The following is a 21,914-nucleotide window of genomic DNA, read 5'->3' as shown; positions in this document are numbered from 1 at the left end:
AAAGTAATGAGATAAACAATGCGAACCATGGAACGGACACGCTCTGATCTGGCGGCTTTCTTGAAGGCGCGCCGCGAACAGTTGTCACCGGCTGATGTGGGCCTGCCCAGCGGAGGGCGCAGGCGCACACCAGGACTGCGCCGCGAAGAAGTCGCCGCCCTCGCAGGCGTCGGACTGACCTGGTACACATGGCTCGAACAGGGACGCGACATTGGGGTCTCAGCGGCTTTTCTGGACAGTCTGGCACGGGTACTGAAACTGGATGCCGCCGAGCGTCGGCATCTGTTCCTCTTGGCCCACGACAGGCCGCCCGCAGAACCGGGTAAAACGTTTTGCATCGTGCCGCCGCTGGTAGTGCGCCTCATGCACGACCTGGCACCACACGCCGCCTTTGTTCTGAATCTGCGTTGGGATGTATTGACTTACAACGAGCCGGCCGGGCAGATTTTTGGTTTCGAGCGTCATCTCCCTGCGCGGCGCAATTTGCTGTGGATGCTATTCACCGATCCGACCTTGCATGAACGTTTTGCCGATTGGGAACAGCAGGCGTCACAGATGTTGTCCGGTTTCCAGCGAGACTTTGCACGCGCCACGCAAGAAGTCGACATTCAGACGCTGGTGGACGAACTGCAAAAAGCATCGCCCGATTTCAATCGTTGGTGGCGTCGGCATGACGTACAAGAGCCCTGCAAAGGAGAGTGTCACCTGAATATCAACGGCAGTGCCGTATTGTTCGAGCACACGACACTGACGATCGACGCAGACCGCCACCTGCGCTTGGTGATATACGCGAGACAGTCATGAACAGCTGGCCATGCGGAGTGGTCGAGGCGATGGGGCAGGCGTGACGGCGTTACCGTAGGCAGGCTGGTGTGAAACAGGGACAACCCTATGAGTAAGGTGGCGGCACCCATGGTTGAAGAAGAGCTGTCGAGGCCGCAAGCGATCGGTTTGCGTGAGGCGTTCTGGTTCTGGTTGAAGCTCGGCTTCATCAGTTTCGGCGGGCCTGCGGGGCAGATCTCGATCATGCACCAGGAATTGGTCGAGCGGCGGCGATGGATCTCCGAACGCAGATTCCTGCATGCCCTCAACTACTGCATGTTGCTTCCTGGGCCAGAGGCTCAGCAGTTGGCGACCTATATCGGCTGGCTGATGCATCGAACCTGGGGCGGGGTGATGGCTGGCGTACTGTTTGTACTGCCGTCGTTGTTCATCCTGATCGCGTTGTCGTGGATGTACATCGCCTTCGGCGAAATGCCGGTGGTGGCCGGGCTCTTCTATGGCATCAAGCCTGCCGTGACCGCCATCGTGGTGCAGGCGGCCCATCGAATCGGCTCTCGGGCACTGAAGAATAATTGGCTATGGGCGATAGCGGCAGCGTCGTTTACTGCGATCTTCGCTTTCAATGTTCCGTTCCCGCTGATCGTTCTGGGCGCCGCACTGATCGGCTATTTCGGTGGGCGTCTCGCGCCCGAGCAATTCACAACCGGTGGCCATGGCGCCGCCAGAAAAACCTTCGGTCCGGCCTTGATCGATGACGACACACCGCCACCGGATCATGCCCGGTTCAGCGGGTCGAAAACGGCATCGCTCGCCTTGATTGGCGCCGCACTCTGGGCATTGCCGATGGGGATTCTGACCGCACTCTTTGGCTGGGACGGCACCTTGACCCAAATGAGCTGGTTCTTTACCAAGGCCGCGCTGCTGACCTTTGGCGGAGCCTACGCGGTGCTCCCGTATGTCTACCAAGGTGCGGTGGGGCACTACGGCTGGTTAACGCCGACACAGATGATCGACGGGCTGGCGCTGGGGGAAACCACGCCAGGGCCGCTGATCATGGTAGTGGCTTTCGTCGGGTTTATCGGGGCCTATGTTTCGCAGGTGTTCGGCGCCGATCAACTGTTTCTGGCGGGGGCGGTCGCCGCCTCCCTGGTGACGTGGTTCACCTTTCTGCCCTCGTTCCTGTTCATCCTCGCGGGAGGCCCGCTGGTGGAGTCGACCCACAACGAACTCAGGTTCACGGCACCGCTGACGGCCATTACAGCCGCAGTGGTGGGCGTGATCCTCAATCTGGCCTGTTTCTTCGGTTATCACGTGCTTTGGCCGAAGGGGTTGAGCGGTAACCTGGACTGGCCCTCTGCACTGATCGCCATCGCGGCGGCCATTGCCTTGTTTCGCTTCAAGCGGGGGGTTATTCAGGTGTTGGTCGCCTGCGCAATCGTCGGCCTGGGCGTGCACCTGTGGCGGGGGTGATCATCACGGTGCTCGAACCTGAACCAATGGCGCAGCGCGTCCTCGGATTGAAGGCTGATTGACGCGCCTACGCAATATTGCGTTTTTATTCCGGTCACGACGATGCCTTCACAGCCGCGCTCGGGTAGCTGGCCGGCCAACTCAGTCGCCGCAAAGGCGTTGGAACGATGTTTCTCGAAAATCACTTCGTCACCCATTAGCTGCAATTGCTGGACAAGCTCGTTGATCGGACTGCCCGGCTCGATAGGGGATCCGGCCGGACCCAGGTGGCGGGCAAGAAAGATGGGGGCGCCGGCCTCCCGCGCGTTTCTCATCAGCTTATTCAATGTCTCCAGAAGCGCTTCACCGCCCCAGGGCCTGTCCGGGGCGTGAACGTCGGTAGCAATCGACCCGAAGCTGACGCTCAAAGGTGTTGGCGATATCAGGGGCGATTCAGAAGATAGTAGGTATTTTTTAGCGGGAGGCATCCTGCCCTCTTGAGTCGCGAACGGGAGTCGGGCTCCCGTCGCGATCACATGAGGGGGCGAGTAATGAAGTCGCTGGGCCCCTGTTGTCCCCCCCTACATGCGCTTTTATGCAATTGATCGGATCGAACCACTTCTAATCTACATCCGCTTAACCGCAGGCGGATTCCATTTTCCAGTGAGCGCGTCTGCCTTCGGGCCATAAAGACGCATCGTCAGATTGAACGCCCCTTTGGGCGCAGGCAACCAATTGGTTTCCTTGTCTTTGCCAGGGCTCTCGTGTTGGAAGTACAGGTCAAGAGACCCGTCTGCGTTGCTCTTGAACGGCATCCAGCTGCTGACGGCAAAGCGATTGAGCACGTTCCCTACCTGGAAGCCCTCACTATCGTAGAGCGTGACAGACCAGAAAGCGTTTACCGGTGGAGTGGCGCCCTTGTCGAAGTGGAGCGTGTACTTGTTTGCACCCTCGAGCGGCTTGCCCGTGTCGTCGGCGAGATTGAGCGGATAGATCGCATCCTCGGGGACGTTGGCTCCGAGTCCTTGCTGCGAGACGATGGCACGCTTGAGGTAGTAGTTGCCGTAAACACCCATAGTATCGGTGTTCATTGACCAGCCGTTGGCGACTCGGGCGAGTGTCGCCAGCTTCCAATTCATGAGTGCCTGAGCTTCGGCGGGCACAGCCTCAAGCGCTTGCTTCACAGCCGGGTCGAGCTTGTCGATATCAAAGCTTTTGCCGGGCTCGATACCAATCCTCTTCATCTGCGCGATGATTGGCTGGTCGGTGATGTGAGGCGGCTGCAGCTTGAGAAGTTCGGCGGCATAGGCAAAGTACTTGGCCGCAGGCATAGAGTCGATCTGAGTCTTTGGCGGTGTCTTCATGTCGACGCTTGGGTCGATCTGTACCGTCACCGGCTCTGTATTTTTACCCCAGCGCGAGAGCGGTGTTACCTTGTAGCCAGCCTGAATCTTATGCACTGCCGGGTAGTCCGCAGCCCCATCGGTCTTGGTGCGGCCGATGACCCAGACATAAGGCGTTGGTGCTGGCAGATGGGTGAAGCCCTGCGGGACGGTTCCGCTCCAGCCAGGTGGGGTCACCAGGAAGTTGCCCGCCTCGGTGCCGGTTGTCCGCCAGCCGGGCGAAGCAAAGACATCTGTCCACATGTCGAGCATCGGCAGGAGGTAATAGCGCCCGTCGGTGTCCGGTGCGGAGATCACCAGCGCTTCCCTGGTCAGGTCCAGCCAGGCGATGGAATAGAGCGTGTCGAAGTTCGAGCGCACTACGCCCTTGAAATCGGCGGGCGGATATTCCGGCACACTCACGAACATATTCATCGGGCCTTTACCAAACTCCTTGCCAGGTTCGATATTGGTGAACTGCTTACGGGTTATGTCCATGGACAACAGCGGGTAGAAATAGGTGTATGCATCGATGCCGATGGCGTGCGCTTGTTCAGCAGTAATCGCTGATTGGGCATGCACCGTCGACAATGGGGCAAGAGCGAGTAATGCCAAAGCGGATGTAATGGATTTAAGTGTATTGATGTTCAACATTTCGTGTACCCCAACAGTGTTGAAGTGGGTACTCGCCGCTCATCCTTCTGTCTAAAAGATGAGGTCTGCAACAGACGGGGCAAGCATTTTGCGACGCTTCTCAGCGTAGTCGACCGCAAGCAAGGTTGCCCAACACGCGACGGCTCATCTCTTCTCGGCTAAACGATAGTCCCAGAATTGCTCACGCAACCTATTTTTTTGCAGTTTGCCCGTCGCCGTATGCGGCAACGCCTAGACATAGGCCACGTCGTGCACCACTTCGCCATTCGGGTTTAGAGATTGCCCAGCAGCAGTCGCCGTGGCCTTTGGTGTGCGTGCTTTGGACTAATCCGGAGGAGCTTATCGCCTAAGCCTAAGCCTAAGCCACTGACCGCTTTTGGCCGATTTCTGCCTGTCGCGACTGGCTGAAAACGACCCATAGCTGCCAGTGACGGAAAGGCAGAAATCTGCCAATAGCGGCCGGTAGCGACAGGCAGAAATCGGCCAAAAGCGGTCTATCGCGAAGGGCGGCAATCGACCCAATATAGATAGTCCGTCCCACCTTCACCGATGCTGGTAACGGTTGAAGGGAAGCTGTCAGCGAAGTGGAACTGCACCTGAAGACTACGACTAAATCGACCCACAGGCATGACTGGTTCGCTATAGATTTAAGTCAATAGTTGAGCGTGCCGACCGATGTTTACCAAAGAGGTAGGGAATAGCTTACCGTCATCCGGTTTTGGTCGACATCGCCTCCTATGTCGCTGCGCAAACTGGAGTTGCGCCACGCAACACCAACGCCTTTGAACCCCCCACTTTGCACGACATAACCGACAATAAAGTCACGCTCCCATTCTTCGGCACCGCGTATCTGTTTGATTTGATCACCCTTGAGGTACGCGAGGTTGGCGGTCAGGCCTGGCATGCCGAGTGATGCGAAGTCATAGCCGTACTGGCCCAGGACCGTGCGTTCACCCGCATAATTGAAGCTTGCCGTCATGCGGTCGGTAATCAAGTACAGCGAAGTGCCGCCCGCGTCCTTATCAACCAAACTGCCTTGGTTGAGTTGGACAAAGTTGCTGTTGTCCGAGACCTCCTGATAGCCGAGGCTAAAAGCATGGCCGCCCACGCCATAGGTAAACATCGAACTCCAGGTATTGTTGTCAATCTCCCCGTCGCCGTTCTTTGTGAAGCCCGAAGTTCTGTAACCGGTAGTACCCATGGCGTTCGCCCCATCGCCACGTGTCCTGAACCAGCGCAAATCGGTTTTGAGTGACTGCCCACTTTCAAATTTCAGGTTGTGCATGGCGCCGAGAAAGTTTTGGTTGTAATAGTCTTCCAGATTGGCGAAATAGTACTGTAGCAACACGTTGTCGAATGGGGTGTAGTTCCCTCCGACAAAGCGGAATTTATTGCTCTGGCGTGTACCGCCTGCGACTGCGAGGCCGGTGCTATCACTAGACATCCGGCCGGTAGCATGCTCGATCTGCCCGGCCGTAAGGGTAAGGTTGTCAATATCCTTTGATGTAACCATGGCGCCTTCAAAGAGCTGCGGCATAAGCCGGCCATCGTTGGCGGTGATCACTGGCAAAGACGGTAGAAGCGTTCCGACACGAGCTTCGGTTTTGGCAAAGAGCAGTTTGCCGGTTAAGCCCCCACGGCTGAAGTCGTCGACCGCTTCGCCATCTTGTTTACGGGGAAAGAGAGCACCAGGGCCGGAAGCATCGAGCTTGACTGCATAGGTGCCAATGACATCCAGCCCCAGGCCAATGGTGCCTGCTGTGAAGCCAGACTTTACGTTGAGTACGAATGCCTGCCCCCATTCATCGACGGTAGCCTTATGTGTATCACGGGTGTCGCTGTTGTAATAAAAGTTTCTCAGGTCGAGAGTTGCCTTGCTGTCCTCAATGAAACCGGCGCCATTCGCAGTTCCCAACAATGAGCCGAGCACAGCCGTACCCAAAGCAAAACTCTGTAGTTGCTTTTTCATTAACTGATTTCCTGAATGCACTGAGTTCTGTAGCAGCTCACAATGGCTGCGATATTGTTGGCATCCGTTGCATGGGGGGAGCCCCCAGGTTCGCAACTACTACGTAAGTGTGTTTTTCTTAATACTGCCGTCCTGGATAATCATCACCAGGTTTTCACCCTGACCGATCAGGCAATCGATATCCGTAAGCGGATTGCCGTTGACTACCAGCAAGTCGGCCAGCGCTCCTGGGGCGATACAGCCCAGTTCCCCTTCGCGTTGTAATATCTGTGCAGCCACGGTTGTGGCGCTTCGCAAGGCGGCAAGATTGCCCAGGATTTCGGCGCGTATTTTCAGTTCATGCGTTTGGTACTCATGCATCTCACCCAGCAAGTCGGAGCCATAACCCATCGGCACGTTCGCTTCGGCGAAAAGCCGCAAAGCATTGCGCCCGGCCAGGCGCACTTCTTCGATCTTGGCGACAGACTCTTGCGCCAATCCGAAGCGTGCACCGTGCTCCGCCAGCATTTCGTAAGTGACTTGAGTCGGTACTGCGAAGGCGTTTCGCTCCGCCATCAGGCGGGCGGTGTCAGCGTCAACCAGATTGCCGTGTTCGATGGTCCGTACGCCGCATTCAATGGCGCGTCGAATCGCACGGGGAGTGTAGGCATGAGCCATTACATAGGTGTTGGCGGCTTCAGCTTCATCGACGATTGCGCGGATTTCTGCCTCACTGTATTGCGTATTGGCGATGGGGTCCGTGGGAGAAGCCACGCCGCCAGACGCCATGATCTTGATCTGGCTGGCCCCTTGCTGAAGCTCTTCGCGAACAGCCAGGCGGACGTTGTCGACACCGTCCACAATCCGTGCGATGGCTCCGGCCCGGAAGCAGCACGAGCAGGGTTCGTTAAGCAGTAACGAGCCCCGAGCGCGCATGTCGCCGTGACCACCCGTCTGCGATAGCGCCTTGCCTGAAGCGAAAATCCGCGGCCCGGGAACCAGTCCAAGCTCGATTGAGCGGGCAAGTGCCCAATCGGCGCCTCCGGCATCACGCACGGTGGTGAAGCCTCGGCCAAGCATCGCCTCGAGAATCGGCAGGGCTCGGTACATGATGATGGCATTCGGTTGTAGTGCATTGAGGCCCAGATTAGCGTTGGACGCCAGCACATGTACGTGACAATCGATCATGCCAGGCATGAGGGTCTTGCCGTTCAGGTCATAGGTTTGTACGCCAGCCTCGGGCACCCTGCTTTGGGGGCGTACAGCGATAATCCGATCGCCCTCGATCAGCACTTCCTGGCCGGCAATCAATCGGCCTTGCTGCAAGTCGAGTAGTTGGCCGTTGCGCAGAATCAAGCGGTTAGAGGTATGAGTATTCACTAGTAAGCTCCCGTCAGGGTAGAGCGCAATGCAGGCTCATGGTCGCGGTATAGCATCGCGCCGATACTGCTGATGAGCGCCGCAAACATGATGTAGAAGGCCGGTGAGACATTTGAGCCCGTATGGGCGATCAGCCAGGTGATGGTGAAGGTCGCAAAGCCGCCAAAGATCGTCACTGCGACGTTGTATGCCACCGAAAGTCCTGTTGAAAGCACGTGGGTCGGAAGCAATTCTCCGAAGGCTGCGAGTATCGAACCGATGTAACCAGCGATTAGCACGCCGAGTACTAACTCGAACACCAGTAACGAAATCAGCCCAGGCATCTGGTTGATGTAGACAAACATCGGATATACCGTGACGAAGATGGCCAAGGCCGACCACAGCAGCCACGGACGACGGCCATACCGGTCTGCCAGCGCGCCGACGATCGGAGTGACGATAATCAACACTGCGCCTCCCATCATTCCGGCACAAAACCCCATCCAGGAAGGCAGCTGCAGCACTCTTGTGGAGTACGACGGAATGTAAAACAGAATGGCGTAGGTACAGACAGTCCAAAGCACCACGAGCGAAAAGCTGATCAAGGTCTGGCGCGGGTACGTGCGCAATATCTCACGCAGAGGAGAATCGACAGGCTTGGATTCGTTGTAGGCGGGAGTTTCCTCAATCCGGCTGCGGATGTAGAACCCGATTGGACCGATCAAGGTGCCAATGATAAACGGTACGCGCCAACCCCAACTTTCCAGTTGTGCCTGCGTCAGGTAGCTCGACAGCGCTGCGCCCAGCGCAGAGCCGAGCAGCACCGCGACACCGATGCTCGCCTGAATCCAGCTGGAGTAGTATGCCTTGCGGCCGGCGGGTGCATGCTCGATCAAGAAGGCCGTGGCACTCCCCATCTCGCCACCGGCAGAAAAGCCCTGTAGTAATCGCGCCAACACGATCAGTATGGGGGCCATGAGGCCAATCTGCGCATAGCTGGGGGTTATCGCGATGATCAGTGTGCCGAGAGCCATCAGCAGGATGGTCAGAGACAAGGCGGCTTTGCGCCCGTGCTTGTCACCGTAAACACCGATGACAATGCCGCCAACAGGGCGCATGAAAAATCCGACGCCGAATGTGGCCAGGGCAATCAGGTAAGAAGTGAGTTCGTTATCGGTGGGGAAGAATACCTTAGCAATAATGACCGAAAAAAAACTGTAAACGGTGAAGTCAAACCACTCCAGACCGTTGCCGATTACGGTGGCAACAATGGCGCGACGCGCCTGTTTGTTGTGTGTAGTCGATGTGTTTATTTTTATAGTGTTCACGAATGGCTCCTGCATGCATCACGCGCAGGGATTGACCCTGCAGTATTGGAGGAGAGTCGATATAGGTGTGGATCAATCGAGTCTCGTGCCCTTTGATTGAGAATAAAGGGAGCCTCAAAAGACGGAAAACGCTTATTACGCAGATTTGCATGCGCCAGACGCATGCAAACGTTAAGGGCTAAGTTGCAATTGTGCTCATCATCCACTTCTCGAACGCGCGCGCAGCGCGGCTGGGAACCTGTCCCTGGGGATTGAGCAGGTAATAACCGCCACCGGCTGCACCCGCATGCACGTTGCACGCAGGAACCAGCGCGCCGGAGCGCAGATGACGGTCGATCATCGGGCGCCAGCCTAATACGATCCCATGTCCGGCAATGGCCAAATCCACCAATACCGGATAGTGGTTGACGCTCATGCGCTGGCGGATCAGCGACGCATCAACACCGTAGTAACTAAACCAGTCAGCCCAGGAAAGCCATTGGCGCTGCCCGTCTTCCAGCATCAACAAACGGTGCTCAGTCAACTGCTCCGGTTCCAGTACTTCGCCCTTCAGAAAATCCGGCGAGCAATAGGCCCCCACGGATTCGACGAACAGTAACCGGCTGTCGAACCCTGGCGGTGATGGCTTGCGCAGGAAATACAGAGCCAAGTCGAATTCGGCACGAACAAGTGAATCCAGACCGTCTACAACACGTAACCGAATCTCCACTGAGGGGAATTCATCAGAGTAACGACCCAGTAAAGGCCCGAGCCACAAAGCAGCCACACCACTTGAGCTGGCCAAGGTCAACTCCTGCTCTCCGGTGTGTGTAATGACCTGTGCTGTTGCTTCTGCGCAATGCGTCAGTACTCGGAGCACCTCCTCAGCATAAATCTGACCTGCCACGGTCAAATGAATACGCTTGTGCTCTCGCCGAAACAGCGCACGACCAAGAAACTCCTCCAGTTGCGCAACTTGCCGACTTATCGCGCTTTGTGTCAGATGAAGCTCGGCCGCGGCGCGAGTGAAGCTGCCGTGTCGTACGGTGGCTTCGAATGCGATTAGGTTTTGCAGCGGGGGAAGAGGTTCTATACGCATGGTACGTCCGAGATGTATCGCAGGATGGAGGCTTCGATGGGGCCACAGAGGTCGAAGCGTAAGCCAATGCTACAAGCTTACGGACGTACTGGCGCTGTAACTTTTACGAACTCTAAATCCCATGCATCGTTGAATTGAACTACCGCGATTTTGGATTGGAAATGTGAGATCACTCCCAAGATGCGGACGCTTCGAAGGTCCATTATTGGCCGATATCAGACATTGGCGAGCGTCGGTCTTTAGCTGATTGTGATATGTCACGGGCGATTCCAAATGGGGTCTCAGTTTGTAAAAATGCTCCCTAGCGCTAATCTTCCAGGTCTGGCGTAGTGTTCCCCGCGCGTACAGGTGAGATTTTATACGGGCTCCAAAGTCAACAAGGAGACATCGAGAGGTCACGTCATTGGACGAACTGGCAATACGACGACTCTCAGCGCTGCCTCCCGACATCCTGATACTTGAAGCGGAGGCCATTGCGGACGGTTTCAGGTTTCTGACGCGCTTGGTTGCCGATTGGGAAAACGGTTCCATTCGATTTGATCAGCCGGGTGAATGCCTTTTGGGAACGTTCTGCAACGGACAACTGATTGCCATCGGTGGTCTTTCATATGATCCCTATGCCGGACCGGACATCGGCAGGCTGCGCAGGGTATATGTCGCGCGCGCAGCAAGGGAGCAGAACGTGGGTAGGGCGCTGGTGCAGCAGCTCCTTGAATATGCGGCTCAGCGATTCCGTGTCGTGCGCTTGTCTACGGATACACCAGAGGGCGCCGCGTTTTACCTTCGCTGCGGGTTCCTGCCGGTACAAGATGATTTTGCGACTCATGAGAAGGCATTGGTCGATGCCACGTGATCAGGATGAAACCACTTTTGAAACGCTTTATGTAAGCTGAACATCGCAGTCAGAGCGACTGGTTTCTCGAGCGCTTCAACGACCATCCAAGCGATATCCATCCCGTGCGTACCTGATCGTTAAACATCCCCTGAGAGCGCCTGTTTAACGGCTCCTACAGTTACCAGATGAAAGCTACGAAACCTTGCGCCGTTGCCTACGGTTACGCCAGAATCCGCCGGCTTGTGCGCTTTGGGGACCATCGGTAACTTGATTCGCGTCACTGCTCATCAGTGATCGGGTTTAGCAGCTCGTGGTTTTCCAGTGAAGTGCACAAGCTCTATCAGCAGGCATTGCCGCGCTTGATGGTAGCTGTGCGCAGGGCGCCTTCGGGCGCGCCGGTTTGCTGGGTCCCCGGTCTGCTAACCTGCGTACAGCTGCCTCCCTTTACGTTTAGCAGCAAGAGGGGTGGCACTCCATTTAGGACTCCAGCCATGAAAAAGCATTCACCCAACCCCCCGGAAACCGATTCGGCATCCCCCTCCAATCCCGCCTCTAACAACCTCAACGAATCCCCCGAACACACCCTCAACGCCGACTACGCCTCACCCGCCGACATCAAAGCCACCCCGCGCACACCCAGCACCCTGTTTACCGTAAACCCGCAAACCTCCACCGAAACCTTGATGGTCTACCTCGTCGAAACCCTGGCCTCGGTCGACGTGATGGTTCATCAACTGGTCGATCATCTGGAAGGTGGCGACCGCAACACGCTGCTGGGCATTTCCAACAGCATCATGTTGGCGGAGATCACGGCGAATCGCGTGCTGGATCAGATTGATCCGCCCTGAGAAATTGATCCGAGGACTCGTAAGCGTGAGTTCGCGAATAACGGTTCCGCTTATAGTCCTCGGCGATCAATCATCCGGACACTGGCAAACGTCGACTCGATTCGTGCCTGGTCGAGTGCCGTCAGCGGCTTGGTAGATGACTGCTGCAGCGTCGCCAGCGTTACCGGCTTGCGACTTATTTCTGCGCCGGACGCTCCTCGCTCGGCGGCACACCAAAGTACTCGCGATAGCATTTGGAGAAGTGTGGTGTCGACACGAAACCGCAGACAAACGCCAACTCAACCATCGACAAGGATGTTTGCTTAAGCAGTTGTCGCGCTCGAACCAGACGTAACCGCAAGTAGTAGCGTGACGGCGTGCAGTGCAGGTATTTCTGAAAGAGCCGCTCCAGCTGTCGACGTGACAGATCCACATAGTCAGCCAGGTTATCCAGGTCGATCGGTTCTTCGAGATTGGCCTCCATCAACGCGACGATCTCTTGCAGCTTGGGCTGATGAGTACCGAGCACATGCTTGAGCGGAACGCGCTGATGGTCCTGTTCGTTGCGGATGCGTTCGTAGACAAACATCTCGGAGATGGCGGCGGACAGTTCACGGCCATGATCGCGGCCAATCAGGTGCAACATCATGTCCAGCGGCGCGGTTCCCCCGGAGCTGGTGAAGCGGTTTCGGTCGAGGGTGAACAGGCTTGCGCTGATGCTGACGCGGGGGAAAGCTTCCTGCATGGCTGCCATAAATTCCCAATGCACGCTGCATTCGTAGCCGTCGAGCAGCCCGGCTTTTGCGAGCGCCCAGCTGCCGGTGCACACACCGCCCAATCGTTTGGATTGACGCGCCAGGGATTGCAGCCAGGTGATGTGCTCGCGGGTGATCACGCTCTGGATGCCAACGCCGCCGCACACGATGACCGTGTCCGCCACCGATGGGTTTTTCCACGAGGCATCCGGCGTTATCCGCACGCCGTCACTGGCCCAGACAGGCTCTCCATCAAGTGCCCGCCCCGATAATTGATTGGCCATGCGCAGGGGTTCTACGGCGGACGCCAGGGAGATCAGTGGGAATATACCCAACAACAGAAAACCAGATTATCTGGCTCGTTGTTGGGGGGATGCAGGGCCTCAAATTGAACGCTGATTGACACGCGCCATCAGTTGCTCGGCGGTTTCTTTACGCTCGGAATAGCGATCCGTCAGAAACCCCTGGCGGTCGCGCAGCAGTACCGTGAACTTCACCAACTCTTCCATCACGTCGACGACGCGGTCGTAAAACGGCGACGGTTTCATCCGGCCGGCTTCATCAAACTCCAGGTAGGCTTTCGGCACCGAAGACTGATTGGGGATGGTGAACATGCGCATCCAGCGTCCCAAGACGCGCAATTGATTGACCACGTTGAACGACTGGGAGCCGCCGCAGACCTGCATCACCGCCAGCGTTTTACCTTGCGTGGGACGAACCGCACCCAGCTCCAAAGGAATCCAGTCGATCTGCGCCTTGAACACGGCCGACATCGCACCGTGGCGCTCCGGCGAACACCAGACCTGACCTTCCGACCACACCACCAGATCACGCAGTTCCTGCACCTTTGGGTGATCCACCGGTACCTCGTCGGGCAGTGGCAGCCCGCAAGGATTGAAGACGCGGGTTTCTGCGCCGAACTGCTCAAGCAGGCGCGCGGCTTCTTCGACCAGCAGGCGGCTGAACGAGCGTTCTCGGGTCGACCCGTAGAGCAACAGGATGCGCGGCTTGTGACCGTCCGGGCGCACTGCGGTCTGTGTGTTATCGAACAGGGAGAGATCAAGGTGGGGCAGTTGCTCTGACATCTATTTTTCCTGCTTAGAGAGCGCCGATGCGATCCAGCTCGTGCTTGAGCTCATCGCGGCTGAGGCTGTTAAAGGGGAGGGCGAGTAACGCCATGCAGCGTTGCTCGATGTGCGCCAGCGTGGCGCGGAACGCGGCGTCAACCACGGCTTCGTCGCCCGTCACGTCGGAGGGATCTTCCAGCCCCCAATGGGCTTTCAGTGCCGGGCCGAAATACACCGGGCAGGTTTCGCCGGCCGCCTTGTCGCACACGGTAATGACGATGTCCGGCAGGTTGTCCTCGAACGCGTCATTGCCTTTGCTGCTCAAACCCTCGATGGAAATGCCGGCTTGTTGCAGTGTGGTCAGGCTACGCGGCAGCACGTGCCCTTTGGGGAAGCTGCCGGAACTCACTGCTTCGAATCCCGGCGGTGCCAGGTGATTGAACATGGCTTCTGAAAGGATGCTACGGCAGCTATTGGCCGTGCACATGAACAGGACTCGCATGGGGTGCTCCTTCGCTTTTGCGCCGAGAGGGGGTCAACAGAAAATCAGCAGCAGGCCACTTCGCGGACAGGCCGTGCGTCCATGGACTGCAGACGTGCAGCGTTGTGTTGCAGCCAGTCGGCGTTGGCCAGCAACGTCACCTGCAGGATTTCGTGTACCCAGGCGGGAAGTTGTGGATTGAGGCGGTAATAGACCCACTGTCCCTGACGGCGGTCCAGCAACAGCCCACTGTTGCGCAACTGGGCAAGGTGGCGGCTGATCTTCGGTTGGCTGTCGTCGAGGGCACACATCAATTCGCAGACGCACAGCTCTCCCTGGTGGGCGATCAGCAAGGTGGCGCGGGCGCGGGTCTCGTCAGCCAGGCATTTGAAGACTTCTGGAGGTGTAAGCATCCCGGGTACCTATTGCATATGGATAGTCGAATATACGGATGTCCATATGTTTGAAGCAAGATTTTTCCGACCGGAGTCCTGTTGCGCTGACTGACATTACGCCTTGGCAAAACATGTCTGGGCGATGTGGTTATTCAGACAATCCGCGGTATCGTTGACGTCCATCGCGGGCAAGCCCGCTCCCACAGGGGAGGGTTTATGTCGGTGAACATTCAAGGAGAGATTCATGGCATCAGGGCAATGTCTTTGTGGCGCTGTACGTTTTTCGCTGAAGGTGGAACCGCGATTTTTCTATCGCTGCCATTGCTCCCTGTGCCGCAAGCAGACGGGTGTCGGCCACAATCTCGCCACGCTGATCAGGGCGAGGGATTTTCGATGGGAAGCAGGGCAGGGCGTGATCAGCAGTTGGCAAAAAACCAGTGGCTACCGAAATGACTTTTGCTCCCAATGCGGCTCGACCGTGCCGAATGTGCTTCGCCAGTCGCCGTATTTCTGGATACCGCTCGGGCTGCTCGATGACGCGTTGAGCATGGAATGCATTGGCGATTTTTGCACCGACGATGCGATGCCCTGGGATGGACTGCGTTCTGAAAAAGGTGACTGCGCCGCCGTGGAGTCACTTGAATTTTTGCTGCATGAGCTGCAAGTCGACCCGTAACAAACGCGGGATTTGTCCCCGCGCCGGCAAGCAAAAACGAAAGAGGAATCGGCGTGCTGCGCGATCCCTCTGCCGGCAGTCCATGGCGATGATCAGGCTTGCGCCGCGCTCATGCCGTCAGCGGCCGTGGCCTTTTTTGCGCACCGCTTGATACAGCAGACGAACCCGCCGGCAGGCCCGCCGAGGATGTGGAACGTATGTGCGGCTGTTGCCAACCACCATCCATGCCCTGACGCTCACCTATGATCTTTGAACGATGCTACCGACAAACAGGGGGTTGTCAAAAAACACAACTAGAGTAGCATCGACCCATAGACAAGGAAGCCCATGGACATACTCACGCCATCGCGTTTTGACGACGCGGCGATCTTATACCCGAACGAAAGGGCTGGCCTTGAACGTTGCCGGCGATTGTTGAGGATGGCCCGGCCGACATCGTTCGCGGACCTGCAAAAGCTGTTCGGCCTGCGCGGTATTGACTTGTTCAAGCCGAGAGCTGCGGCCAATTGGGTCGTGATTGACGTAGGCGGCAATAGTCTGCGGGTGATAGGTGGCGTTAACTATTTCCGGCAGAAGTTCTACGTCAAACACATTTACACGCACGCTGATTACGACGCCGCCAACGTTTGGTATGCAAGCAATAAAGGGATGAAACGATGAGCGCAGGCCGCACCGATATACCAACAGTGATCGCCACGCTTGGCGAGTTGACCGCGGTGCTGGAGCGCCTGCGCAGCGAGTTCGTGCACGGCATCAAGACCCCCGCCGACTTTAAGCGCGCGACCGACCTGCTCGATGAACTCACCGACGGGCGCGAACTGAGCAAGGTGGAGGAGAAAATCCTCGTTGAGCTCGAGGACGAGATGCTCGCCTACCAGCGAAACTCCGAACAGTTTCGTGAATCAAGTGCCGCTTTTGAATCGACGTGTTCGCCGGTGCAACTGATCAGGGATCTGATGGAGACACTTGGGCTCACCGGTTCTGACCTCCCTGAAATAGGGGATAAAACAGCGGTATCCAAGGTGCTGAACGGGGATCGGCCCATCAGTCACAAGATGGCCTATGCCCTGGCTCATCGATTTGCGATGGAGCCGGGCGCTTTCGTGTCCTCGGCGCCGACCGAGGCGGCTCACATCGAAACCGCTCGCTCCTCAGTCAAGAAAACCCCTTCCAGTTATGGCGTTCGCAGCAGCTCTGCGCTCGCAAGCTCCGCGAAAGAGCCCGATGCCGGTAACTACAAAGAGGTCGTTTCCAAGGGGCATAAAAAGACCGTTAAAACCCGGCTCAAGGAGTAGGGTTGCCGCTCGCTCCTCTGGAAGGCGTCAAGGCCGCGCGCAGTGCGATTGAATACGTCACTCCCGTGGGGAAAAGGACGTTTACACAGCGCGCGATCTCGAACACTTCGCCGTTCCTTTAAGGCGAACTACCTGATAAATGCCTGCAGATCACTGGTCAATTTATTGATCGCCGCCTTGAAGTCATTCGCGGTGATGTTTTGGCTGGCGTTTTTCAGCTGGGTGCCGAACACCTTGCGCACCACCTTCGCCACGGTCTGGTTATTGCTGGCGTCGATGAGCTCTGCCTCGATGAACAGTTCCGTGTCTTGATCACGGTGCCCCGTTATCGCTTGAACACCGCCCACCACTGCCGCGACCGGAACTATTTCATACCACTTCATGCCCTCGTTCTCGGCATTCACTCCGGTAATCGCGGCTCGCAGGATCAAGGTCTTCGAACCGGCGGCTGCAGCAGGGTTCGTCACCACACGATACTTCTGCCCGAGCACGCCCTTGGCCTGATTGGTCATGTAGTTCTGCAAGTCATCCAGTGTCTGGCGGTTGACCCGCTCGCTCGGCTGCGGCGCCGGATACAGTTCCAGCTTGTTGAAAACCACCGTGTCGTAGGCATTCGGGTTCCACGAAGGACTTACCCAGCGCATGGCTTTTTCGCCGCTGGTGGTGGTCACTTCCTCCAGGTTGTTGTAGTTGGGCAGGAAGCCTGAGTACTGCTGGCGCTCGGTAACTTTTGAGGTGCAACCGCTGAGCACCAGGGTAGCCAATGCAACGCCGATAAACAGTTTTCGGGACAGGTTCATGGTGCGGTGTACTCCTTGAGTAAGTTGCGTAAGCGTAGTCAGATAATCGAAAACGCCAAGTCAAAAGATCACAGCAGGCGGCAGCTCCAATCTTTGGGACACAGGCGAAGCTCAACTGCCTTGCGGCACCACTCGGGCTTCATTACCGGAGCCTTCGATGTAAACATTCATGCCTTTGCTCAAGGATGGATTGATCGGCTGGGTCACCGATACCAGCACACCGCTGTGTACCCGCACGATGACTTGTTGCGCTTCCACCGGCTGGTCGTACTTTTTCTTTTCCATGTAATTGCCGCCAGCGGCACCCGCTAGCGCACCGGCGACCATGGCGACATCGCGCCCGGTGCCGCGACCGATCAGGCTGCCGATACCCAAGCCGCCAAGGCCGCCGAGTACCGCGCCGACGCCGCTGTCGTGATTGGTCTGCATCTGCGTCAGCGATATCTGCTCGATCTTGCCCGCGCGAATCTCGCTTTCACCGGCACCGCCATTGTTGGCGCCTACCGCGGAGCAGGCACTGATCACCACAGCCATCGACACAAGCGTCAGCCAGGACAGGATTGTTTTCATTCTGTGCACCTCATTTATTGATAGCGAATGGCGATGCCTTTGAGCTTGCGGCCCTGGATCGTTTCGATGTCGCGACTCCACAGCGGGCCTGTCACGTAGGCAGCGACGGGTTGTATGTGGTCGTAAACGACGACCACTGCATCGGCGCCGAGCGTGGCGGCTTGTTCGCGCAGTTTCTGTTCGACTTCCGTGATGGGGGGCGCAGGGTCGATGCTGGCATCGATCAGGATTTCGCCCAGCCGCACATTGGGTCGCGTGGGTTCCACCCGTAATACCTGGACCTGGCTGGCCAATGTAGGTGCCGGGTGTTCAACCCCGACGTAGGCGGTTGTCTGTGCATCAACCGTTGCGCACGCGGTCAGCGCCAGTACGCTTGCCACGAACGCCGCGCCCATCAATGGTCGCAGTAATTTCGAAGAATAAATCTGCATGTCGGATGTCCTCTTCTTGAAGAGTGTTCAATCGCCGGCAAGTGCTGGCGATTGAAGCGAGGCTCAGCTTCGGATGAACGCCCAGATATCGGCGTTGAGTTTGTCGATCGCAGCCTTGAAGTCGGCGGTGGTGATCTTCTGGCTGTCGTTGGACAACTGGCTGCCGAACAGTTTGCGCACCACTTTGACCACGGTCTGATTGGTTTTGGCGTCTATCAGCTCGGCTTCGATGAACAGGTTGGTGTCCTGATCCCGGTGCCCGCTGGCCGCTTGTGCAGCCCCGACTACCGCCGCGACAGGCACGACTTCATACCATTTCATGCCCTCGTTGGAGGCGTTCACACCGGTGATGGCCGAGCGCAGGATCAGGGTTTTCGAGCCGGCCGGTGCCGCGGACGGACTTGAGACCACGCGGTATTTCTGGCCCAGCACGCCTTTGGCCTTGGTGGTCATGTAGTTTTGAAGGTCATCAAGCGTCTGCTGGTTGACCCGCTCGTTGGGTTGGGGGGCCGGATACAGTTCCAGCCTGTTGAAGGCCACGGTGTCATACGCATTGGCATTCCACGACGGGCTCACCCAGCGCATCGCCGTGCCGCCGCTTGGCGTGGAGACTTCCTGCAGGTTGTTGTAGTTGGACAGGAAGCCGGAGTACTGCTCCTTGTCGGTGACTTTAGAGGTACAGCCACCGAGCAGCAGCCCGGTCAGCGCGGCGCCGACCAGCAAATTTCGGGACAGGTTCATAGTGCTGTGTGCTCCTTGGATTAAGTCGTTTTTTGTTCGCAGACCATCAGAAACGCCAGGTCATGTTTCCGGTCACGGCTTGAATCCAGGCACTGTCGAATTGACCGGAAATTCGATCGCCTGAGAGGGATTTGGTCTGGTCCGCCGGCATGTCGCCCAGCCACACCAGGGCCCAACTGACATTGATGTCGGTGTCCTTGTTCAGCGCATAGGTGGCCCCCGTCGCCAGGCGCCAGGATTCGGCCATGGGCACGGTCACGGTGCGGTCGTTATCCGAGACCGCGCTGCTGTCGTAAGCCACGCCGAAATTCCATAACAATTGCTGGGTGGCCTGGTATTGCGCGCCGAGCGCCAGTTGCCAGGTGTCCTTGTAATTGGCGTCGATGGTGGTTGATTGCGCGCCGGCTGCCGCCGTATCGACCTGGACCCCGACATCGCCGAATTCCGACCAGTCCTGCCAATTGACCGAGGCAAGCACGGCCCACTGTCGGTCAAGTTGCTGGAACAGGCTCAGGGTGACCGTTTGTGGCACCGTCATGTCGAGTTGGGTATTGAGACCATTCAAGCGATCGAGGACGAGGCCGTTGCCTTTGACATCCAACCCGTCTTCAAACTTCAGATCCACTTTGCTGGTGTAGGTCATGCCAATGCGCGTGCCAGGCTGCGGGGCGTAGATCACCCCCACGTTGGCGCCGAAGCCCCAATCTTCGTCCTTGTACTTGAACTGACCGTCAGCGCGATCGGTGAGGCCCAACGGCGAGCGGTCGATGGCGGTCTGGGCTTGAATCTTGCCGTACATGGCTTTGACGCCGACACCCACCGACCATTGCTCGTCGAAGCGATACGCCACGCTGGGCACCATCGACAAACCGAGCAGACTCGAGTTTTGCGCGAAGTAACGCCCCGACCAGTCGTTGTCGTAATTGACCGCCAGACCGAAGTCGCCGTACTGACCGAAGCCGACGCTCCAGTGATCGTCCAGTTCATGGGTGATGAAAAAGCTGCCTCCGGGTGTCGGGTCCAGGGCACTGCCACTGCCGCTGCCGGCCACGTTGGTGTCGTCGTCTCGATTGAATTTGAGGTTGCCGTACAGCACCTGCAAGCCGCCAGTGATTTGCGTGCCGGGCAGGTAACTCATGCCCGCCGGGTTGCTGGCAATGGTCGAGGGGCCTTGAGCCCTGGCCGCAGCCCCGGCGTTGGCCAGGCCGGCGTTATCGGTACCGATTTCGTAGAGCATGATGCCGCCGGCGTGAGCCTGCTGCGAGCAAAGTGCGAGCAGGGTCAGGGCGGGCAAAGACGCTGTTTTTTTCAACATATGGTTACCTCAGCAAATCGTCCGTGACGAAAGCGGGTGGCCGTTTCAGCCACCCGTAATTCGCTGAACCTACTTGGCCATCTCTGCACGAGCCGCTGCGATTTTGGCTTTGACAGAGTCGAGGTTGAAGCTCGCGCCTTTTTGCATCGGCGGATATTCAATCGCGGTTTCAGCCAGCTTGGCCACCTGCTGTTGCACGAACACGAAGCGCCAGAATTGATACTTGAACCAGTCAAAATACTGCTGCGAACCTTGAGCAGATTGATTTTCCGGCCAGCCCATGCGCTCGAACGGGTCGAGACGCAAGTTGGTCAGGATCGGAACATCCATGGCTACTTTTGCACCCATCCAGCCGCCTGGCTGGTCAATAAAGCGATATTTGTAGTCGTCAATGCGCACCGCACCCAAAGCACTTTCGCCGAAGTAAAAAATTTCATGGCGATTGGATGGACCTGTGCCGGTGATCATCGGAGTCTGGTCGTAGCCGTCGAGGTGAACCTTGTAGGTGGTATCACCCAGTTGTTTGCCCTTGAGCAGTTCTTGGGTGATGTTTGGGTTACCCGCCGCGGCAACAAAGGTCGGGAACCAGTCCATGCCGGACATGATGCCGTTACCGATCGTGTTGGCCGGTACTTTGCCAGGCCAGCGAACGATCGCCGGAACCCGGAAGCCGCCTTCCATTATGGTGCCTTTACCCATGGCAAATGGGGTGGTACCGCCATCTGGCCAAGTGAAGTTTTCCGCGCCGTTGTCGGTGGTGAACACCACAATGGTGTTGTCATCCATGCCCTCTTTTTTCAGCTTGGCCATGACGTCGCCGACGATATCGTCCAGTTGCGCCATGCCCGCTTCCTGTTCCGACCAGCCATTTTCAGAATTGCGCATCTTCTCGTACTTATCGGAAAGGTGAGTGACAATGTGCATCCGGGTTGGGTTCAGCCACAGGAAGAAGGGTTTGTTGTCCTGCTTGGCCTTGTCGACGAAAGCGAATGCCTTGTCGCGAATCTCGTCGTCGACAGTTTTCATCCGTTCTGGATAGAGCGTGCCAGCGTCTTCGATCTTCTGTTTTCCGACCTTGCCCCAACGTGGCATTTCGGTGGTGTCGTCGGTAGTCGTCGCCCAGCTGTGCACCATGTTGCGCGGACCTACGGTGGCGAGCAGCTCCTGCGGGTAATTCGGGTGCGCAGGGTCTTCCATGGCATCGAGGTGATAGAGGTAGCCAAAGAACTCGTCAAAACCATGAACGGTGGGCAGGAACTGATTGAGGTCGCCAAGGTGATTTTTGCCGAACTGGCCGGTGGCGTACCCCATGGATTTGAGGGCGGTGGCGATGGTGACCGCTTCTTTGGGGATCCCGATGGGCGAGCCCGCCTGGCCGACCGTAGTCATGCCGGTACGAATCGGCAGTTCGCCGGTGATGAAGTTGGCGCGCCCGGCGGTACAACTGGCCTCAGCGTAGTAGTCGGTGAAGCGCATGCCCTCAGCGGCGAGCTGATCGAGATTGGGCGTGCGACCCGCCATCATCCCCTGGTTATAGACCCCGATATTGGACCAGCCAATGTCATCGCCCATGATCACGACAATGTTTGGGGGGGGCTTGTCGGCGGCCTGTGCCACGACGGCCATTGCAGACAACAGTAAGGGAACAGCGAACATCATGGAGAGCTTCGTCCGGTTCATGTCGACATCCTGCGTACTGGCGTTAGCACCATTAGGACAGCCCCCCGGCCACCCAGAAAATTGGA

General features: G+C 57.4%; 22 protein-coding genes and 1 pseudogene. 7 read left to right on the top strand and 16 right to left on the bottom strand.

Features of this window, described 5'->3' with window-relative positions:
* Positions 1-18 precede the first annotated feature (18 nt).
* The gene (locus ACA063_RS17585) at positions 19-804 is read left to right on the top strand and encodes a helix-turn-helix transcriptional regulator (protein ID WP_497662693.1); all 786 of its coding nucleotides are present in this window, start codon (positions 19-21) and stop codon (positions 802-804) included.
* A gap of 87 nt (positions 805-891) precedes the next feature.
* On the top strand, positions 892-2,253 hold the full coding sequence (gene chrA, locus ACA063_RS17580) for a chromate efflux transporter (RefSeq protein ID WP_497662692.1): 1,362 nt from the start codon (positions 892-894) through the stop codon (positions 2,251-2,253).
* On the opposite strand, the gene ACA063_RS17575 is transcribed toward chrA, so the two are convergent.
* The 6 genes from ACA063_RS17575 to ACA063_RS17550 all read right to left on the bottom strand — a co-directional run bounded on the left by ACA063_RS17575 (position 2,196) and on the right by ACA063_RS17550 (position 9,981).
* The gene (locus ACA063_RS17575; RefSeq protein ID WP_497662691.1) at positions 2,196-2,720 is read right to left on the bottom strand and encodes an isochorismatase family protein; all 525 of its coding nucleotides are present in this window, start codon (positions 2,718-2,720) and stop codon (positions 2,196-2,198) included. The two genes, chrA and ACA063_RS17575, sit on opposite strands and share 58 nt — an antisense overlap.
* Positions 2,721-2,858: 138 nt before the next feature.
* Positions 2,859-4,268: a DUF1254 domain-containing protein gene (locus ACA063_RS17570; RefSeq protein ID WP_497662690.1), complete on the bottom strand. Its 1,410-nt coding sequence runs from the start codon at positions 4,266-4,268 to the stop codon at positions 2,859-2,861.
* 679 nt (positions 4,269-4,947) lie between these two features.
* Positions 4,948-6,237: an OprD family porin gene (locus ACA063_RS17565; RefSeq protein ID WP_497662689.1), complete on the bottom strand. Its 1,290-nt coding sequence runs from the start codon at positions 6,235-6,237 to the stop codon at positions 4,948-4,950.
* Positions 6,238-6,336: 99 nt separating this feature from the next.
* Positions 6,337-7,596 (bottom strand): metal-dependent hydrolase family protein, encoded by a 1,260-nt coding sequence (locus ACA063_RS17560; RefSeq protein WP_497630439.1) that lies wholly within the window; start codon positions 7,594-7,596, stop codon positions 6,337-6,339.
* Complete coding sequence (locus ACA063_RS17555; protein WP_497662688.1) at positions 7,596-8,918, bottom strand: MFS transporter; 1,323 nt, start codon at positions 8,916-8,918, stop codon at positions 7,596-7,598. The genes ACA063_RS17560 and ACA063_RS17555 overlap by 1 nt, the downstream gene beginning before the upstream one ends.
* A 163-nt stretch (positions 8,919-9,081) precedes the next feature.
* A complete protein-coding gene (locus ACA063_RS17550) occupies positions 9,082-9,981 on the bottom strand; it encodes a LysR substrate-binding domain-containing protein (protein WP_497630437.1) in 900 nt (299 codons plus the stop codon).
* Between the two features lie 403 nt (positions 9,982-10,384).
* Here ACA063_RS17550 and ACA063_RS17545 point away from each other — a divergent pair, with 403 nt between their 5' ends.
* Positions 10,385-10,834 (top strand): GNAT family N-acetyltransferase, encoded by a 450-nt coding sequence (locus ACA063_RS17545; protein WP_497662687.1) that lies wholly within the window; start codon positions 10,385-10,387, stop codon positions 10,832-10,834.
* A 473-nt stretch (positions 10,835-11,307) separates the two neighbouring features.
* The gene (locus ACA063_RS17540; protein WP_497662686.1) at positions 11,308-11,664 is read left to right on the top strand and encodes a DUF6124 family protein; all 357 of its coding nucleotides are present in this window, start codon (positions 11,308-11,310) and stop codon (positions 11,662-11,664) included.
* 180 nt (positions 11,665-11,844) lie between these two features.
* On the opposite strand, the pseudogene gbdR reads toward ACA063_RS17540, so the two are convergent.
* From gbdR to ACA063_RS17520, 4 genes and pseudogenes are all read right to left on the bottom strand, one after another.
* Positions 11,845-12,739 (bottom strand): annotated as a pseudogene (gene gbdR, locus ACA063_RS17535) (choline metabolism transcriptional regulator GbdR); the annotation flags it as partial.
* Positions 12,740-12,781: 42 nt separating this feature from the next.
* Positions 12,782-13,483 carry an arsenical resistance protein ArsH gene (gene arsH / locus ACA063_RS17530; protein WP_497662685.1) on the bottom strand — a complete coding sequence of 234 codons (702 nt, stop codon included), beginning with the start codon at positions 13,481-13,483 and terminating at the stop codon, positions 12,782-12,784.
* Positions 13,484-13,496: 13 nt separating this feature from the next.
* Positions 13,497-13,967, bottom strand: coding sequence for an arsenate reductase ArsC (locus ACA063_RS17525; protein ID WP_497662684.1), 471 nt, complete (start codon positions 13,965-13,967; stop codon positions 13,497-13,499).
* A 44-nt stretch (positions 13,968-14,011) separates the two neighbouring features.
* Complete coding sequence (locus ACA063_RS17520; protein ID WP_497662683.1) at positions 14,012-14,359, bottom strand: metalloregulator ArsR/SmtB family transcription factor; 348 nt, start codon at positions 14,357-14,359, stop codon at positions 14,012-14,014.
* A gap of 226 nt (positions 14,360-14,585) precedes the next feature.
* Here ACA063_RS17520 and ACA063_RS17515 point away from each other — a divergent pair, with 226 nt between their 5' ends.
* The 3 genes from ACA063_RS17515 (at position 14,586) to ACA063_RS17505 (ending at position 16,312) form a co-directional block, all read left to right on the top strand.
* Positions 14,586-15,017 (top strand): GFA family protein, encoded by a 432-nt coding sequence (locus tag ACA063_RS17515; RefSeq protein WP_497662682.1) that lies wholly within the window; start codon positions 14,586-14,588, stop codon positions 15,015-15,017.
* A gap of 327 nt (positions 15,018-15,344) precedes the next feature.
* Complete coding sequence (locus ACA063_RS17510; protein WP_497662681.1) at positions 15,345-15,677, top strand: type II toxin-antitoxin system HigB family toxin; 333 nt, start codon at positions 15,345-15,347, stop codon at positions 15,675-15,677.
* Complete coding sequence (locus ACA063_RS17505) at positions 15,674-16,312, top strand: helix-turn-helix domain-containing protein (protein ID WP_497662680.1); 639 nt, start codon at positions 15,674-15,676, stop codon at positions 16,310-16,312. The genes ACA063_RS17510 and ACA063_RS17505 overlap by 4 nt, the downstream gene beginning before the upstream one ends.
* Before the next feature lie 128 nt (positions 16,313-16,440).
* Here ACA063_RS17505 and ACA063_RS17500 read toward each other — a convergent pair whose 3' ends face one another.
* From ACA063_RS17500 to ACA063_RS17475, 6 genes are all read right to left on the bottom strand, one after another.
* Entirely contained in the window at positions 16,441-17,112 is a 672-nt protein-coding gene (locus ACA063_RS17500; RefSeq protein WP_497662679.1) for a DUF3313 domain-containing protein, read from the bottom strand.
* A gap of 111 nt (positions 17,113-17,223) precedes the next feature.
* Positions 17,224-17,682, bottom strand: a complete 459-nt coding sequence (locus tag ACA063_RS17495) for a glycine zipper 2TM domain-containing protein (protein ID WP_497662678.1) — start codon at positions 17,680-17,682, stop codon at positions 17,224-17,226.
* A 14-nt stretch (positions 17,683-17,696) separates the two neighbouring features.
* Complete coding sequence (locus ACA063_RS17490; RefSeq protein ID WP_497666543.1) at positions 17,697-18,077, bottom strand: hypothetical protein; 381 nt, start codon at positions 18,075-18,077, stop codon at positions 17,697-17,699.
* A 99-nt stretch (positions 18,078-18,176) separates the two neighbouring features.
* The gene (locus tag ACA063_RS17485; RefSeq protein ID WP_497662677.1) at positions 18,177-18,854 is read right to left on the bottom strand and encodes a DUF3313 domain-containing protein; all 678 of its coding nucleotides are present in this window, start codon (positions 18,852-18,854) and stop codon (positions 18,177-18,179) included.
* A gap of 46 nt (positions 18,855-18,900) precedes the next feature.
* Positions 18,901-20,169, bottom strand: a complete 1,269-nt coding sequence (locus tag ACA063_RS17480; protein ID WP_497662676.1) for an OmpP1/FadL family transporter — start codon at positions 20,167-20,169, stop codon at positions 18,901-18,903.
* A gap of 69 nt (positions 20,170-20,238) precedes the next feature.
* Entirely contained in the window at positions 20,239-21,849 is a 1,611-nt protein-coding gene (locus ACA063_RS17475) for an arylsulfatase (RefSeq protein ID WP_497662675.1), read from the bottom strand.
* Positions 21,850-21,914: the final 65 nt, after the last annotated feature.

The organism is Pseudomonas sp. LBUM1643, assembly GCF_059716215.1.
The sequence above is the reverse complement of the archived record's forward strand: the minus strand, read 5'-3'. Positions and strand labels throughout refer to the sequence as shown.